The organism is Ochrobactrum sp. SSR (assembly GCF_030067775.1).
GTDB lineage: Bacteria > Pseudomonadota > Alphaproteobacteria > Rhizobiales > Rhizobiaceae > Brucella > Brucella teleogrylli.
On record NZ_CP125969.1, the window covers coordinates 1,250,777 to 1,265,616 of the forward strand.

The following is a 14,840-nucleotide window of genomic DNA, read 5'->3' on the forward strand; positions in this document are numbered from 1 at the left end:
CACTCGACCTTCGGCACTGGTCCTAATTTTAGCCAGCCTTCGGCACTCATCGTTGTTTTAGTCGGCCTTCGGCACTGATCCTTGTTTTAGTCGGCCTTCGGCACTCCGGTTTCCCACTTGTCCCAACGGGTAACGATATCATCGACCAGCGGCGAACCGGCGAGATAGATGTTCTGCACCGTCTCCGCAAAACCGCCTGCCGTCTGACCCGGCGCTGGATCAAGATGCTGCAAGGTGGTTTCGTTCGGGTTGCCCTGATCGAAGTTCACCGAGCCGCGCAGGCTGGCGATACGATCCGTGCCGAACTGGCGCTTGATGACCAGCGTAATCGCAGCCGCTTCCATTTCCGTCACCAGATAATCATCCGCACCGTAGAGATGCGCGATATATTGCGCCTCTTTCGACAGGCCGGGCCCGTGGAAGAACGTATCGCCGGTCATATGCGTGCCTGTCTTGAGCGACGGCTTGGCCTGTGCGGCCTTGTCGGGATAACGCATGCGATAGTTCTGAGCGTCCTGCAGATCAAGCAGTTCGACCTTCGAATCGAGACGAAGCGCGGCGGCGATCAGATCTGGATTCAGCTTGAAGACCCGGTAATCCTCATAACCCTTCCGCGGCATGAAAACCGGCTCGCCGGGCTTGCCTTCTTCCGGCGCCCAGCGATGGCCGAGATCGTAATCGACCAGCCAGGTCGCCCAACTGACATCGCCGATGGTGCCGCGCGATGGCGGCGTGCCACCGACGCCCGACAGAATATAATAGCTCTTCGAGAAATCGAAGGCCGGATCGAGCAGAATAGCCTGCATGCTGGAGGAGGAATTGACCTTGCCCATGCCAAGCACCGAGCCGCAAACGCCGTCATTGTTGCAATAGACCGGCTTCAGCGCGCCCTTCACTTCGATGGGCTTTGCGTCTTTCCAGTAACGGTCATACCACCACTGGAATTCACCGGCGCGATCACCGCTATTCTGTCCGATTTCGAACATGGCGGCGATGAAGACCTTGACCTTGATCGGCTCGGCAGCCGTAGCCGGTGCCGTAAACGAAGCGAGATAAGCAAGGCAGGAAAGCCCGGCTGCGATCAGACGATGCCGCATGAATGAACCTTTGCATGAAGAACCTGTCATCGGGATCTGGCACGACCGTGGACAGGGTGAATTTGATGATCGGGAGGCAGAGTAATATCCACTGCTATTAGCGGCAACGCCCGTCAAGAACATAGCGCTCATGCACAGGCGCAAACTGTGAATCAGTGTGAATCATGGTATAGCTTATCCCTTCCAGCAGGAATCATCCGAAGCCGCGTTGCGTTTGGCATCACATGACGGTTAGCTGGCAGCATCAGGGACAGGATCAAGAATCATGGCGGAAGCGGCGGTACGCAAACTCGAGGATGTGCGCGATCAGAAGGACGCACTCTATCGGGAAGCACCACACAATATCGAAGCGGAACAGGCATTGCTGGGCGCAATCCTGATCAACAACGATGCCTTTTACCGCATATCGGACTTCCTGAAGCCGACCCATTTCTTTGAGCCGCTGCATCGCCGTATCTACGAAATCACCACTGATCTGATCCGCGTCGGTAAGATGGCCAATCCGGTCACGATGAAGACCTTTCTGCCCGAGGGCAAGGTCGGCGATCTTTCGATCTTCCAATATGTCACCCGCCTTGCCACCGAGGCCGTCACCATCATCAATGCTGCCGATTATGGCCGCGCGATCTACGATCTGGCGACCCGCCGAGCGCTGATCGGGATCGGCGAGGACATGGTCAATCTCGCCTATGATGCGCCGGTCGACAACGCGCCGCAGGAGCAGATCGAGGACGCCGAGCGCCGCCTGTTCGAACTGGCAGAAACCGGTCGTTACGATGGCGGATTCCTGCCGTTCAAGGACGCCGTGACCACCGCAGTGGACATGGCCAATGCCGCTTTCATGCGCGATGGCCACCTGTCGGGTATCTCCACCGGCATTCACACGCTTGACGGCAAGATGGGCGGCTTGCAGCCGTCCGACTTGATCATCCTCGCCGGACGTCCGGGCATGGGTAAAACCTCGCTCGCCACCAATATCGCCTTCAACATCGCCAATGCCTATGAGGGCGAACAACAGGCCGATGGAACGGTGAAAGCCAAGAATGGCGGTGTAGTCGGCTTCTTCTCGCTCGAAATGTCGGCGGAACAGCTCGCCACCCGTATCATTTCCGAGCAGACGGAAGTGTCGTCCTCGAAAATCCGCCGTGGTGATATCACCGAGACCGATTTCGAAAAGCTGGTCGCCTGCTCGCAGGTGATGCAGAAAATCCCGCTTTATATCGACCAGACCGGTGGTATTTCCATCGCGCAGCTGGCCGCCCGCGCCCGTCGCCTCAAGCGCCAGCGCGGCCTTGATGTTCTGGTCATCGACTACGTGCAGCTGATGACCGGCTCGTCCAAGGCCTCGGCACAGAACCGCGTGCAGGAAATCACCGAAATCACCACCGGCCTGAAGGCGCTCGGCAAGGAACTGAACGTTCCGATCATCGCGCTTTCCCAGCTCTCGCGTCAGGTGGAAAGCCGCGACGACAAGCGCCCGCAGCTCTCCGATCTTCGTGAATCGGGCTCGATCGAGCAGGACGCCGACGTGGTGCTGTTCGTGTTCCGCGAGGAATATTACGTCAAGAACCTCGAACCGCGCGACGAGTTCGACCCGAAATACGAAGAATGGAAGCAGCATTTTGAAAAAGTGCGCGGCACTGCCGATGTCATCATCGCCAAGCAGCGCCACGGACCGACCGGCACGGTCAAGCTCGCCTTCCAGTCCGAATTCACGCGATTTGCAGATCTGGCCGAGGGTTCCTATCTTCCCGAACAGTATGAATAATATCTCTTCGAAAAAGGCGCGTCTCTGATGGCCAAGGCGCGCATTCAGTTCATCTGCCAAAATTGCGGCACAGTGCATACGCGCTGGGCGGGCAAGTGCGATTCCTGCGGCGAGTGGAACACGCTTGTCGAGGAAGGCACCAATAGCGGTATCGGTTCCGGTCCGGGCGCCATGTTGTCGAAGCGCAAGGGCCGCGCCGTGGCGCTGACCTCGCTGTCCGGCGACATTGAAGATGCCCCGCGCATTATTTCCGGCATCAGCGAACTCGACCGTGTAACCGGCGGCGGCTTCGTGCGCGGGTCGGCGCTGCTGATCGGCGGCGATCCCGGCATCGGCAAGTCAACGCTTTTGACGCAGGCGGCAGCAGCCCTTGCCAATCGCGGCCACCGCATCGTCTATGTTTCAGGCGAAGAAGCGGTCGCGCAGATCCGCCTGCGCGCGCAGCGTCTCGGCGTCGCCACATCGGCAGTGGAACTTGCCGCCGAAACCAATGTCGAAGACATCATCGCCACCATTTCCGACGGCAAACGTCCCGATCTCGTCATCATCGATTCGATCCAGACCTTGTGGACCGACATGGCGGATTCTGCCCCTGGCACGGTCACGCAGGTGCGCTCCTCGGCACAGGCCATGATCCGTTACGCCAAGCAGACCGGCGCTGCGGTTGTTCTGGTCGGCCATGTCACCAAGGACGGCCAGATTGCCGGTCCCCGCGTGGTCGAACACATGGTCGATGGTGTTCTCTATTTCGAAGGCGAAGGCGGGCATCATTACCGCATCCTGCGCACGGTGAAAAATCGCTTTGGCCCCACCGACGAAATCGGCGTTTTTGAAATGTCCGATGGCGGCTTGCGTGAAGTGTCCAATCCGTCCGAGCTTTTTCTGGGCGAACGCAACGAAAAAGCGCCGGGGGCAGCGGTTTTCGCCGGGATGGAAGGCACGCGCCCGGTTCTGGTGGAAATTCAGGCCCTTGTCGCGCCCTCCTCGCTCGGCACGCCGCGCCGCGCGGTGGTGGGCTGGGATGGCGGGCGTCTCGCCATGATCCTCGCAGTGCTCGAATCGCATTGCGGCGTTCGCTTCGGCCAGCATGACGTCTATCTGAATGTCGCGGGCGGCTATCGGATCAGCGAACCGGCTGCCGATATTGCGGTTGCATCGGCGCTTGTTTCCTCCATGGCCGGTATTGCCCTTCCGCCAGATTGTGTTTATTTCGGCGAAATCAGCCTTTCCGGTGCTGTTCGTGCGGTGACGCATGCAGTACAGAGATTGAAGGAAGCGGAGAAACTCGGCTTCCGGCAGGCGGAAGTGCCAAGCGGCAGCGGCGAACTTTGGAAAGATCGCAGCTTCCGTCTCATGGAAACCGCCGCCCTGCCCGACCTCGTTGCGCGCATTGCAGCATCGGGTGCCGGAAAGAAGTAATAATTCAGGGGCTTAACGCGGGAAGATTCTGTCAACCTTCGGATGTTAAGCTTCCGCGTCTTTGACTGCCCTGCGCACCGGAACGCATGCGCGAAACACTGAGGACAGGCCAGAATGCCGATAACCATACTTGATGGAATTCTACTCGGAATAACGCTGGTATCAGCGGTTCTGGCGATGGTGCGCGGGTTTTCCCGCGAAGTGCTGTCGCTGGTATCCTGGGCCGCTGCCGCCGCTGCTGCATTCCTGTTCTACAAGCCGGTGCTGCCCTACATAAAGCCCTATATCAATAACGACACGCTGGCCATGATCGCCGCTATGGCTGCGGTTTTCCTCGTGGTGCTGATCATCGTTTCGCTGATCACCATGAAGATCGCGGATTTCATCATCGACAGCCGCATCGGCGCGCTCGACCGCACGCTGGGCTTCCTGTTCGGTGCGGCCCGCGGCGTGCTTCTGATGGTCGTCGCCATGCTGTTCTTCAACTGGGCGGTGCCGGATAACCAGCCTGCATGGATCACCAACGCCAAATCGAAGCCGATGCTCGATTCCTTCGGCGAACAGTTGCGCAATCTCCTGCCGGCTGACCCGGAAAAGATGGTCGACAAGTTCAAGCCGCAGCAGAACAATGCTCCGGCCACTGGCGAGCAGGAAGAAGCGCCTGTCCCGGATGACGCGCCTGCACAGCAATAATCACAATCTGACTTAAAAAATTGAAACCGGCTTGTGCCGGTTTCATCTGTTTTTGGCCCCAATAAAGGCCTATATGATCAGCTTAACTGACGCGGGTTCAAGGGATCGCTTTCAAAACGGCGTCCTTTCATGTAAATGTTGTTTTTAACAACCCGCAATCGAAAGGCCTTGCGGACAATGTTCCAACAGTCGCATGATGAGACTTCCTTTATGCTGGATGACGACACCCTGCATGAAGAGTGTGGTGTATTCGGCATTTTGGGTCATGAAGACGCCGCAGCGCTGACAGCGCTCGGTCTGCACGCCCTTCAACATCGCGGGCAAGAAGCCGCCGGTATTGTGTCCTATCACAATCGCCGCTTCCACTCCGAACGCCATATGGGCCTCGTCGGGGACCATTTCACCGACGCCGCCACGCTGAACCGCCTGCCCGGCGACCGCGCCATCGGCCATGTGCGCTATTCCACCACCGGCGAAACGATCCTGCGCAATGTGCAGCCGCTTTTCGCGGAACTGGAAGTCGGCGGCATTGCGATTGCCCATAACGGCAATTTCACCAACGGCATTTCGCTGCGCAAACAGCTGATCGCCTCGGGTGCGATCTTCCAGGCGACTTCCGATACGGAAGTCGTTTTGCATATGATCGCCCGGTCGCGTTTCGCCTCGTCTTCCGACCGTTTCGTGGATGCGATCCGTCAGGTTGAGGGCGGTTACGCCATGCTGGCGCTGACCCGCACCAAGCTGATCGCTGCGCGTGACAGCATCGGCATTCGTCCGCTCGTCATGGGCGAACTGGACGGCAAGCCGATCTTCTGCTCGGAAACCTGCGCCCTCGACATCATTGGCGCGAAATATATTCGCGACGTCGAAAATGGCGAAGTGATCGTCTGCGAAATCCAGCAGGACGGCTCGATCACCACCCAGTCCATCAAGGCGGAAAACCCGCAGCCGGAACGCCTGTGCCTGTTCGAATATGTCTATTTCGCCCGCCCGGATTCGGTCGTCGGCGGACGCAGCGTCTACGTGGCGCGCAAGAACATGGGCATCGAACTTGCCGGTGAAGCCGGTGTCGAAGCGGATGTCATCGTGCCGGTGCCCGATGGCGGTACGCCTGCGGCGCTCGGCTTTGCGCAGGCAAGCGGCATTCCATTCGAATATGGCATCATCCGCAATCATTATGTGGGCCGTACCTTCATTGAGCCGACGCAGCAGATTCGCGCCCTGGGCGTGAAGCTGAAGCATTCGGCCAATCGCGCCATGATCGAAGGCAAGCGTGTTGTGCTCGTGGATGATTCCATCGTGCGCGGCACCACTTCGGTCAAGATCGTGCAGATGATGCGCGATGCGGGTGCAAAGGAAGTGCATATTCGCGTGGCAAGCCCGATGATCTATCATCCGGATTTCTACGGCATCGACACACCGCATGCCGACAAGCTTCTGGCCAATCAGCATGAAGATCTGGAATCCATGTGCCGTTACATCGGTGCGGATTCGCTGGCCTTCCTGTCCATCGACGGTCTCTACAAGGCTGTCGGCGGCAAGGTTCGTGATCCGAAGGCGCCTGCCTTCACGGATCACTATTTCACGGGTGACTACCCGACCCGCCTTCTCGATCAGGAAGGCGAAAGCAACATCCACACGCTGTCGCTGCTTGCGAGCAACGGCTGACGCATATTCGCGAACGGGCGGCCTCCGGGCCGCTCCAATCTCTTCATAAAAGTCATTGGGGACGGAATGACAATCGACCTTACGGGCCGGCTGGCCTTGGTAACGGGCGCATCGCGCGGCATTGGCTATTTTCTTTCGCTGGAACTGGCAAAGCGCGGCGCGCATGTGATCGCCGTGGCGCGCACTGTCGGCGGCCTTGAAGAGCTGGACGACGACATTCGCAAGCTCGGCGGCAACGCGACTTTGGTGCCGCTCGACATCACCGACATGGAAGCCATCGACCGCCTTGGCGGCTCGATCCACGAGCGCTGGGGCAAGCTGGATATCATGGTCGCCAATGCGGGCGTGCTGGGCACCATCTCCCCGATCGGCCATGTGGAAGCAAAGACCTTCGAGAAGGTCATGAATGTCAACGTGACGAGCGTTTGGCGGCTGATCCGCTCTACCGATCCGCTGCTGCGTCTTTCCGATGCCGGGCGCGCCATTCTGCTTTCATCCGGCGTTGCGCATAGCTGCCGCGCCTTCTGGGGGCCTTATGCGGCCTCCAAGGCGGCTGTCGAGGTCATGGCCCGCAGCTGGGCCGAAGAGACCAGGCAGATGGCGCTGAACATCAACTCGGTCAATCCCGGCGCAACCCGCACCGCCATGCGCGCACAGGCGATGCCGGGCGAAGACCCTGACACCCTGCCGACACCGCAGGAAGTGGCCGAAAAAATCGTGAAGCTTGCCGATCCGGCGCTCAATGTCACGGGCAAGCTGTTCGACGTGCGGCAGGACCGCTTCCTCGACTATCACATGCCGTCCTAATACTATTTGGCTGGCCTTGCCAATTAGCAAGGCCAGCGTTATTTTACAAATACTTGCCCCCTCGCTGCCTTGTCTTCGGCCTTTTTTAGCGGGCTTTTTCCCTCTCCCCTCCCAAAGAAATCCATCGTCACCGGCATGCGCTTTCGCACGCCGCAACTCACTTCATTTGTCTGGAGAACAGAATGGCTGACAACCAAGCCCGATTTCACGTCATCAGCGGCGGACCCGGATCGGGGAAGAGCACGCTGATCGACGCACTCGAACAGCACGGCTACGCCCGCACCGTGGAGGCCGGACGCGCCATCATTCAGGATCAGGTTGCCATTGGCGGCACGGCCCTGCCCTGGGGCGACCGCGCTCTCTTCGCCGAGCTCATGTTATCGTGGGAAATACGCTCATACCGCTTGGCGCAAGACCAAACAGGGCCGGTCTTCTTTGATCGCGGCGTGCCGGATGTGATCGGCTATCTTTCGCTTTGCAACTTGCCCGTACCGCCGCATATGGAAGCGGCAGCACAGCAGATTCGTTATAACAAAACAGTGTTTCTCGCCCCGCCATGGCCGGAGATTTTTGGGCAAGATGCCGAGCGCAAGCAGGATTTCGACGAGGCTGTGCGCACCTTCACGGCGATGGAAACAACCTATCGCCGGTTCGGATATGAAATCGCGCTCCTGCCGAAAACGTCGGTTGAGGAGCGCGTTGCGTTCATTCTGGAAAAGCTGCCGTCAGTTTTCTTCTGACGCTGACGGCTTTTCTTCCTCGTTCGCGGTCGCGGTTTCTTCCGCCGCTCCCCGATCCGCTGCCTCGCGGCGGTTCCATGCGGCAAGGCTGAACGGCAGGAAAGCCAGATAGGCGAGAGCTGTCAGGCTCAGCGTCTGCCATGTGAAGCTCATCAGGAACGCCACATAGACGACCACGCAGAGGATCAGCGGCATGACGATATCGCGGCGCACGAGGCTGCCCGCCGATTTGCCGTTATAAACCGGCAGGCGGCTCACCAGCAGAAACGCGATGGCTACCGTATAGATGGCGACGCCGAAGGCCAGCCCGCGCGAGGGCGTCAGGCCGAGAAAACCGAGATAGACCGGCAGCAGCACCAGCATGGCGCCTGCGGGCGCAGGCACGCCGATGAAATAATTGCTCTGCCATGCAGGCCGGTTCGGGTCTTCCAGCATCACATTGAAGCGCGCAAGACGAAGGCAGCAGGCAATCGCATAGAGAAGACCGGCGATCCAGCCGAAGGAACGCGCCTGATCCAGCATGAAAGCATAAAGCACCAGCGCGGGCGCAACGCCGAAATTGACGATATCGGCCAATGAATCCATCTGCTCGCCGAATTTCGACGAGCCTTTCATCATGCGCGCGACACGTCCGTCGATGCCGTCGAGAAATGCCGCAACCAGCACCATAGCGACGGCCAGCTCGAAGCGGTTTTCGAAAGCAAGACGAATCCCGGTCAGACCAGCGCAAATGGCCAAAACCGTAATGAGATTCGGAATAACAATACGCAGCGGTATCTGCGACAGCTTTGGGCCGCGGGATGACTCCACGCGGCCATTGGGCTCAAAAAGGCGGAAAAGGTGTTCCCATCGGCTACGCAATCCGGACGACGGGTTCGCTACGGTTGCTGCCATAATCGGCAAGCACCGTTTCACCGGCAACAGCCGTCTGACCAACTGCAACGCGAACAGTCGCATCGGCGGGCAGATAGACATCGACGCGGGAACCGAAGCGGATAAGGCCAAAACGTTCTCCGACCGACAGATCGTCATCCTGATTGGACCAGCACACGATTCGGCGCGCCACCAGACCAGCGATCTGCACCACGCCGACCTTGCCATGCGGGCTCTCGATCAGAACGCTGTTGCGTTCGTTTTCGGTGCTGGCCTTGTCGAGTTCGGCATTGAGGAACTTGCCCGGGCGATGCTCGACCTTAACGATCTGACCACGAACCGGCGAGCGGTTGATGTGCACGGAAAAGACATTCATGAACACGGAAACGCGCGTCAGCGGCTCGTAACCGAGATCAAGCTCCGCAGGCGGAATGGCCGGGCCGACGAAGGATACCTTGCCGTCAGCCGGGCTGATGACGAGATCGTCGTCCATCGGTGTCACGCGCTCGGGATCGCGATAGAAATAAATACACCAAACCGTCAGCACCATGCCGATCCAGAACAGCGGGTCCCACAACCAGCCAAGGATCAGCGAAACCACGAAAAAGCCCGCTATGAACGGATAGCCTTCACGGTGAATCGGCACGAAAGTGTTGCGGATAGTGTCAGTCAGGCTCATCGCTTGTTCCTCGCGTTTCGCCGTATGTAGCGCATCCCTTCCAGAATCTCAAAATGCATTTCGCAATTTATGCACGACTGTCAGGTGGCGTGATCACTCCGCCGCAGGCGTACCGCGCACAACGACGCCCAATTCGTCACTTTCGCGCACCTGACGCAGGCGTTCTTCGGCTTCGTCGGCCTCGCGCTGGCGATCCCACATCGAAGCATAAAGGCCTTTGTGCTTCAGAAGCTGGCGATGCGTGCCGCGCTCGGCGATCAAGCCATCCTTCAACACGATGATTTCATCCGCGCCGATCACCGTTGAAAGGCGGTGCGCGATAACCAGCGTCGTGCGGCCACGGCTGACGATATCCAGCGCCGACTGGATTTCCTGCTCGGTCGCCGTGTCCAGCGCCGAGGTCGCTTCATCGAGGATCAGGATCGGCGGTGCTTTCAGGATCGTGCGCGCAATCGCCACGCGCTGCTTTTCGCCGCCTGAAAGCTTCAGGCCGCGTTCGCCGACCATGGACTTATAGCCGTCCGGCAGATGCTGGATGAAACGGGAGATCTGCGCCATTTCGGCTGCCTTCTCCACCTCTTCCTCGGTCGCATCGGTGCGGCCATAGCGGATATTATAGGCGATGGTGTCGTTGAACAGCACCGTATCCTGCGGCACCATGCCGATAACCTTACGCAGGCTTTCCTGCGTCACATCGCGGACATCCTGCCCGTCGATGGTCACCGAGCCCGACTGGATATCGTAGAAGCGGAACAGCAGCCGCGAAATCGTGGACTTGCCCGCGCCCGAAGGCCCGACAATCGCCACCGTCTTGCCCGCCGGAACTTCGAAGCTGATGCCCTTGAGGATCGGGCGATTGGAATCATAGGCAAAATGCACGTCATCAAAGCGGATTGCGCCCTTGTCGACCTGCACCGGCTTGGCGCCCGGTTTGTCGCTCACTTCCTGCTTCACGTCGAGCAGGTCGAACATCTGTTCGATATCGGTCAGACCCTGACGGATTTCGCGATAGATGAAGCCGATGAAGTTGAGCGGAATGGAAAGCTGCATCAAGAGCGCATTGATGAATACGAAATCGCCGATGGATTGCGTCCCAGCGCGCACTTCCAGCGCCGACATGACCATGACAATCGCCATGCCGACACCGAAGATCACCGCCTGACCGAAGTTCAGCCAGCCGAGCGAGGTCCAGGTCTGGGTCGCAGCCTTTTCATAACGCGCCATAGAGCTATCGAAACGCTTGGCCTCCATCGCCTCATTGCCGAAATATTTCACGGTTTCGAAGTTCAGCAAGGAGTCGATGGCCTTGGTGTTGGCGTCCGTATCGGAATCATTCATCTCGCGACGAATGTTGATGCGCCAGTCGCTCGCCTTGATGGTGAACCACGTATAGAGCCATACCGTCGCCGCGACGACGACCAGATAGGAAATGCCGTAGGAGACGGCGAAGATCACCGCCGTCATCGCAAATTCCAGAATGGTCGGCAGCGTGTTGAGAATGGTGAAGCGGACGATGGTTTCGATGCCCTTCGTACCGCGCTCGATCACGCGTGACAGGCCGCCCGTGCGCCGCTCCAGATGAAAGCGCAGCGAAAGCTGGTGCATGTGCACGAACGTCCGATAGGCGAGCTGACGCACAGCATATTGGCCGACACTGGCAAACAGCGCGTCACGCAGCTGGTTGAGACCGGCCTGCACGACCCTCGATCCATTATAGGCCACCACCAGCATGACCGCACCGGTCAGGAAGAGCGGCACATAGCCCGGCGCTTGCAGCTGTCCGTTCAGCGCATTCGTCGCCCATTTGAAGAAATAGGGAACGAGAATGAGTACGATCTTCGAAATGACCAGATAGAACGTCGCCCACACCACGCGCATGCGCAGGTCCGGCCTGCCCTCGGGCCACATATAGGGCCAGAGATTGCGCAGGGTCTTGAATGTTTCGCCGGATTCGGCAGAAACCGTTTTGGAGGAGCTCATCAGGCGTTCTTTCGGGTCAGATCATAACGTGCAACAACCACCGGCAAATGCGGCAAGGTGGGTGCGAATGGCATTGATTTGCTGCCAGTTGACGCTGTAGCGCGAAGACTGGCGTTCGGGTCGATAGTCGATCAGCCTTGCGGTCACGAGAACCTTCAAATGCTGCGAAACAGTGGATTGGGCGAGATCCAGCCTGCCGACAATGTCCTTGCAGCAGCAGGCGTCCTCAAGGATCAGCTGCCGTAAGATGGCGATACGCACCGGATGCCCCAGCGCGGCATAGATCCGCGCGGCATCCTCGTCGCCTTTCGCCATCGTGCCGAGATCGGCTGCGGGCTGATCATTCATGGAAATCTTCATCGTATATCGACGATAAACGATTATACTTTAAAGCACAAGATTTCACGGCGTCTTTTCCAAAAAACGCCGTGAATGTAAAAACAAGCTATCGTGATTGTTGAGTATAATGAAGACCGGTCAGTTTTGACGTTCTTGCCTCTGGCGCTTCACTTCCTCATCGCCCAGTGGCTCTTTGGGCATGTGGAACACCTGCCCCGGCCAGATGAGGTCCGGATTCCTGATCTGCTCGCGATTGGCCAGATAGATCGTCGTGTAGCGTGTGCCCTTGCCATAAGCGCGCTTGGAAATCGTCCACAGATTATCGCCGCGGCGGATGATCACCGAACCATCGACCTTTTGCAGCGCGGCCTTGTCCTCGGCACCGGCTTCCGCGGGCGCAGCGCCGCTGGCGGCGGGGGCGACCGCCGAAATATTCGCGCCAGCCTCGCGACGGAACGGCACACGCGCAGTTGCGACGATTCGATTGGCATTGTCGAGAAGATCGGCGCGAATGATGTAATCGGCAACAGCCAGCGGCTGCGTGCTCTGCACGAGGAAACGGCCTTCCGGCGAAACGGCGCTGGAGCCGATCAGAATATCGTTGGCATGGACGATCACGCGGTTTCCGCCCTTGGCGTTGCCTGCCACGAAGATGGCGTCTCCTTCGATTTCCACCGCTTCGATGGCAATCGGAAGTTCCTCCGCAGGCTTGGCCTGCGAACTTTCGCCCGGTGTCGGCGCTGTAGCCGCGCCATTCGACGGGCCGGAGGCGCTGTCGGCGGGCTGCGCGGGAGCCGCTTCGGGCTTGGTGATCAGGCGGCTTGCTGCGCCCGGCTCTTCAACCAGCGCCAGAACCTGTCCGCTTTTTGAATCCGGCACGGAGACAATGGCGGTTTGGGCGGAAGTGGCAACCTTGTCCTGCCCCGAGGCGCGCAGCACCAGCTGATGATCGCCCGGCTTCAAAGGATCGTCCAGCACCACGACGAAATCGCCATTGGGGCCTGCCTTGGCCTTGCCGAGAACACTGGCACCCGCCACGACTTCGACATCCGAATTTGGCATGGCCTTGCCTGCAATCACCACGGAACCGTCCGGTTCTACGCGCAAGACGTCGAAGATCGGCGTCTGGTGTTGCTGTTCGGGTTCAACGGCAGCCTGTTCGGCAGGGGTGGTCGGCTTATCGGCCTTTGGCGCAGCCGCAGCGGATTGCGCTGGGGGTGTTTCCGTCTGGGGCGTTTGCGGCTGTGCTGCCTGTTGTTCGCCGCCGGAAGCGGCGGGCGCAGAAACGCCGGCCTTAGTTGTATCAGGCTCTGTCTTTTTCGCGTTCCAATAAAGACCGAGCCCGACAATAACCGCCATCACGCCAGCGCCGAGCAATCCAAAGCTGTTCTTCTGCATTTCGTTTCGAAACCCACGCCAGAGACTTGCGCGTTTCCGGTTAAAACGGAGACTTTGGAACCGCGCTATCTATTTTTTTTCTGCGCATCATCCAACACAAACCGCTACGCAGTTTTGCTGGAAATGCTAACTTCTTCCCCTGTCGCATTATCCAACGCAAAACCGCTTCGCACTTTTGCTGGAAATGCTCTCTAGAACGGGTTTATAGCTTTTGGCTTCCCCCACAACAAATCTGCACCGAATTAGCGAAAGCTACGAGGGTTTTTCTTAGCTTGCTTATTGTTCTGCACAGCTTGTAGGCTTTTCCTGCTCCGGGTCGTCCATAAGATTGTAGAGACTAGCCTCCGGGCCCTTGGTCCACCAGACATAAACGCCACCGGCATATTTCGCGCCTGAGCCAGAAATGACGTTGGAAGCGACGACGGTTTCATCATCCAGCTCAAGCTCGGCCAGCGAAATATCACCGGCATTGTAATAGGTGACGGACACGTCCTTTTCGCCGCATTTATAAAGAACTGAATTGGTCGTCACCGCCGTATCGTCCGGCAGTTTGATGGTAATTTCAGCAGCCGATGCCGCAGAGGCGGTCAGGGACAGTGCAAAAAGCGCGACGGACAATTTCATTGGTGACAACATTTTCAAATTCACTCCGATTTGATTTGCAAAATAAGACTTAGAATACCGGCGCTGAATGTACAGGACATGAACGGTTTTTGCGCCACTGCGGCGTGACGCCCGACTTGACGCTTACGCAGCAAAAGCCCAAAAAAGCACTATGTCTGAGATTCGATCCATTTGCGTTTATTGCGGCTCTTCCATGGGCCAGAACCCCATCTATCGCGAAGCGGGACTGGCGCTTGGCCGCTCGATTGCCGAGCATGGCCTGCGCCTTGTCTATGGCGGCGGCACACGCGGCATCATGGGCGCGGTGTCGCAGGGCGTGATGGAAGCTGGCGGCGAAGTCACCGGCATCATCCCGACTTTCCTGCTCGACAAGGAAGCAAGCCTCGAAAAGGCGGAACAGCTGACCGAACTGATCGTCGTTGACGATATGCACGAGCGCAAGCACTTGATGTTCCAGAAGTCGGATGCATTCGTCACACTGCCCGGCGGCATCGGCACGGTCGAGGAAATCGTCGAGATGATGACCTGGGGACAGCTCGGCAAGCATCGCAAGCCGATGGTCTTCGCCAATATCAACAATTTCTGGCAGCCTATGCTGTCGCTGCTCGACCACATGCGCGCAGAAGGGTTTCTCCATACCGCCCATCAGGTGCAGCCGCTGGTCATCGACCGGGCGGAAGACATTGTGCCGGCCATCATCGCCGCCAATGGCAAGCCGCGCGAAGGCGATCCCGAAATCATCGAAAAGATGTGAG

General features: G+C 58.5%; 12 protein-coding genes and 2 pseudogenes. 7 read left to right on the forward strand and 7 right to left on the reverse strand.

From position 1 onward, the window contains the following. Window positions 1–86: 86 nt before the first annotated feature. A complete protein-coding gene (locus QLQ11_RS05995; RefSeq protein ID WP_371835842.1) occupies window positions 87–1,097 on the reverse strand; it encodes a purine nucleoside permease in 1,011 nt (336 codons plus the stop codon). Between the two features lie 265 nt (window positions 1,098–1,362). Between QLQ11_RS05995 and QLQ11_RS06000 the strand changes: the two genes are divergently transcribed. From QLQ11_RS06000 to QLQ11_RS06025, 6 genes are all read left to right on the forward strand, one after another. Continuing rightward, window positions 1,363–2,865, forward strand: a complete 1,503-nt coding sequence (locus QLQ11_RS06000; RefSeq protein ID WP_109368473.1) for a replicative DNA helicase — start codon at window positions 1,363–1,365, stop codon at window positions 2,863–2,865. A gap of 27 nt (window positions 2,866–2,892) precedes the next feature. Next, complete coding sequence (gene radA, locus QLQ11_RS06005; protein WP_109368472.1) at window positions 2,893–4,284, forward strand: DNA repair protein RadA; 1,392 nt, start codon at window positions 2,893–2,895, stop codon at window positions 4,282–4,284. 114 nt (window positions 4,285–4,398) lie between these two features. After that, the gene (locus QLQ11_RS06010) at window positions 4,399–4,977 is read left to right on the forward strand and encodes a CvpA family protein (RefSeq protein ID WP_109368471.1); all 579 of its coding nucleotides are present in this window, start codon (window positions 4,399–4,401) and stop codon (window positions 4,975–4,977) included. A 177-nt stretch (window positions 4,978–5,154) separates the two neighbouring features. Then, window positions 5,155–6,645, forward strand: a complete 1,491-nt coding sequence (gene purF / locus QLQ11_RS06015) for an amidophosphoribosyltransferase (protein ID WP_109368470.1) — start codon at window positions 5,155–5,157, stop codon at window positions 6,643–6,645. Window positions 6,646–6,711: 66 nt separating this feature from the next. Continuing rightward, window positions 6,712–7,452, forward strand: a complete 741-nt coding sequence (locus QLQ11_RS06020) for an SDR family NAD(P)-dependent oxidoreductase (protein WP_109368469.1) — start codon at window positions 6,712–6,714, stop codon at window positions 7,450–7,452. A gap of 182 nt (window positions 7,453–7,634) precedes the next feature. Beyond that, window positions 7,635–8,192, forward strand: coding sequence for an AAA family ATPase (locus QLQ11_RS06025; protein ID WP_124915202.1), 558 nt, complete (start codon window positions 7,635–7,637; stop codon window positions 8,190–8,192). On the opposite strand, the pseudogene pssA reads toward QLQ11_RS06025, so the two are convergent. The 6 genes and pseudogenes from pssA to QLQ11_RS06055 all read right to left on the reverse strand — a co-directional run bounded on the left by pssA (window position 8,178) and on the right by QLQ11_RS06055 (window position 14,085). Further along, window positions 8,178–9,042: pseudogene (gene pssA / locus QLQ11_RS06030) on the reverse strand (CDP-diacylglycerol--serine O-phosphatidyltransferase). The gene QLQ11_RS06025 and the pseudogene pssA sit on opposite strands and share 15 nt — an antisense overlap. Before the next feature lie 3 nt (window positions 9,043–9,045). Then, a pseudogene (locus QLQ11_RS06035) lies at window positions 9,046–9,750 on the reverse strand (phosphatidylserine decarboxylase); the annotation flags it as partial. A gap of 87 nt (window positions 9,751–9,837) precedes the next feature. Beyond that, the gene (locus tag QLQ11_RS06040) at window positions 9,838–11,724 is read right to left on the reverse strand and encodes an ABC transporter ATP-binding protein/permease (protein ID WP_124915200.1); all 1,887 of its coding nucleotides are present in this window, start codon (window positions 11,722–11,724) and stop codon (window positions 9,838–9,840) included. A 21-nt stretch (window positions 11,725–11,745) separates the two neighbouring features. Beyond that, the gene (locus tag QLQ11_RS06045) at window positions 11,746–12,072 is read right to left on the reverse strand and encodes a metalloregulator ArsR/SmtB family transcription factor (RefSeq protein ID WP_349496900.1); all 327 of its coding nucleotides are present in this window, start codon (window positions 12,070–12,072) and stop codon (window positions 11,746–11,748) included. 129 nt (window positions 12,073–12,201) lie between these two features. Next, entirely contained in the window at window positions 12,202–13,461 is a 1,260-nt protein-coding gene (locus QLQ11_RS06050) for an Ig-like domain-containing protein (protein ID WP_124915199.1), read from the reverse strand. Between the two features lie 276 nt (window positions 13,462–13,737). Next, the gene (locus QLQ11_RS06055; RefSeq protein WP_371835843.1) at window positions 13,738–14,085 is read right to left on the reverse strand and encodes an MliC family protein; all 348 of its coding nucleotides are present in this window, start codon (window positions 14,083–14,085) and stop codon (window positions 13,738–13,740) included. A 151-nt stretch (window positions 14,086–14,236) separates the two neighbouring features. On the opposite strand from QLQ11_RS06055, the gene QLQ11_RS06060 reads away from it, so the two are divergent. Further along, window positions 14,237–14,839 (forward strand): TIGR00730 family Rossman fold protein, encoded by a 603-nt coding sequence (locus QLQ11_RS06060; protein ID WP_109368461.1) that lies wholly within the window; start codon window positions 14,237–14,239, stop codon window positions 14,837–14,839. Window position 14,840 lies beyond the last annotated feature (1 nt).

Excerpts from the sequence above, each read along its gene's own strand:
- QLQ11_RS05995 (WP_371835842.1), bottom strand. The coding sequence starts at position 1,097 with ATGCGGCATCGTCTGATCGCAGCCGGGCTTTCCTGCCTTGCTTATCTC.
- QLQ11_RS06000 (WP_109368473.1), top strand. The coding sequence starts at position 1,363 with ATGGCGGAAGCGGCGGTACGCAAACTCGAGGATGTGCGCGATCAGAAG.
- radA (WP_109368472.1), top strand. The coding sequence starts at position 2,893 with ATGGCCAAGGCGCGCATTCAGTTCATCTGCCAAAATTGCGGCACAGTG.
- QLQ11_RS06010 (WP_109368471.1), top strand. The coding sequence starts at position 4,399 with ATGCCGATAACCATACTTGATGGAATTCTACTCGGAATAACGCTGGTA.
- purF (WP_109368470.1), top strand. The coding sequence starts at position 5,155 with ATGTTCCAACAGTCGCATGATGAGACTTCCTTTATGCTGGATGACGAC.
- QLQ11_RS06020 (WP_109368469.1), top strand. The coding sequence starts at position 6,712 with ATGACAATCGACCTTACGGGCCGGCTGGCCTTGGTAACGGGCGCATCG.
- QLQ11_RS06025 (WP_124915202.1), top strand. The coding sequence starts at position 7,635 with ATGGCTGACAACCAAGCCCGATTTCACGTCATCAGCGGCGGACCCGGA.
- QLQ11_RS06040 (WP_124915200.1), bottom strand. The coding sequence starts at position 11,724 with ATGAGCTCCTCCAAAACGGTTTCTGCCGAATCCGGCGAAACATTCAAG.
- QLQ11_RS06045 (WP_349496900.1), bottom strand. The coding sequence starts at position 12,072 with ATGAATGATCAGCCCGCAGCCGATCTCGGCACGATGGCGAAAGGCGAC.
- QLQ11_RS06050 (WP_124915199.1), bottom strand. The coding sequence starts at position 13,461 with ATGCAGAAGAACAGCTTTGGATTGCTCGGCGCTGGCGTGATGGCGGTT.
- QLQ11_RS06055 (WP_371835843.1), bottom strand. The coding sequence starts at position 14,085 with ATGAAATTGTCCGTCGCGCTTTTTGCACTGTCCCTGACCGCCTCTGCG.
- QLQ11_RS06060 (WP_109368461.1), top strand. The coding sequence starts at position 14,237 with ATGTCTGAGATTCGATCCATTTGCGTTTATTGCGGCTCTTCCATGGGC.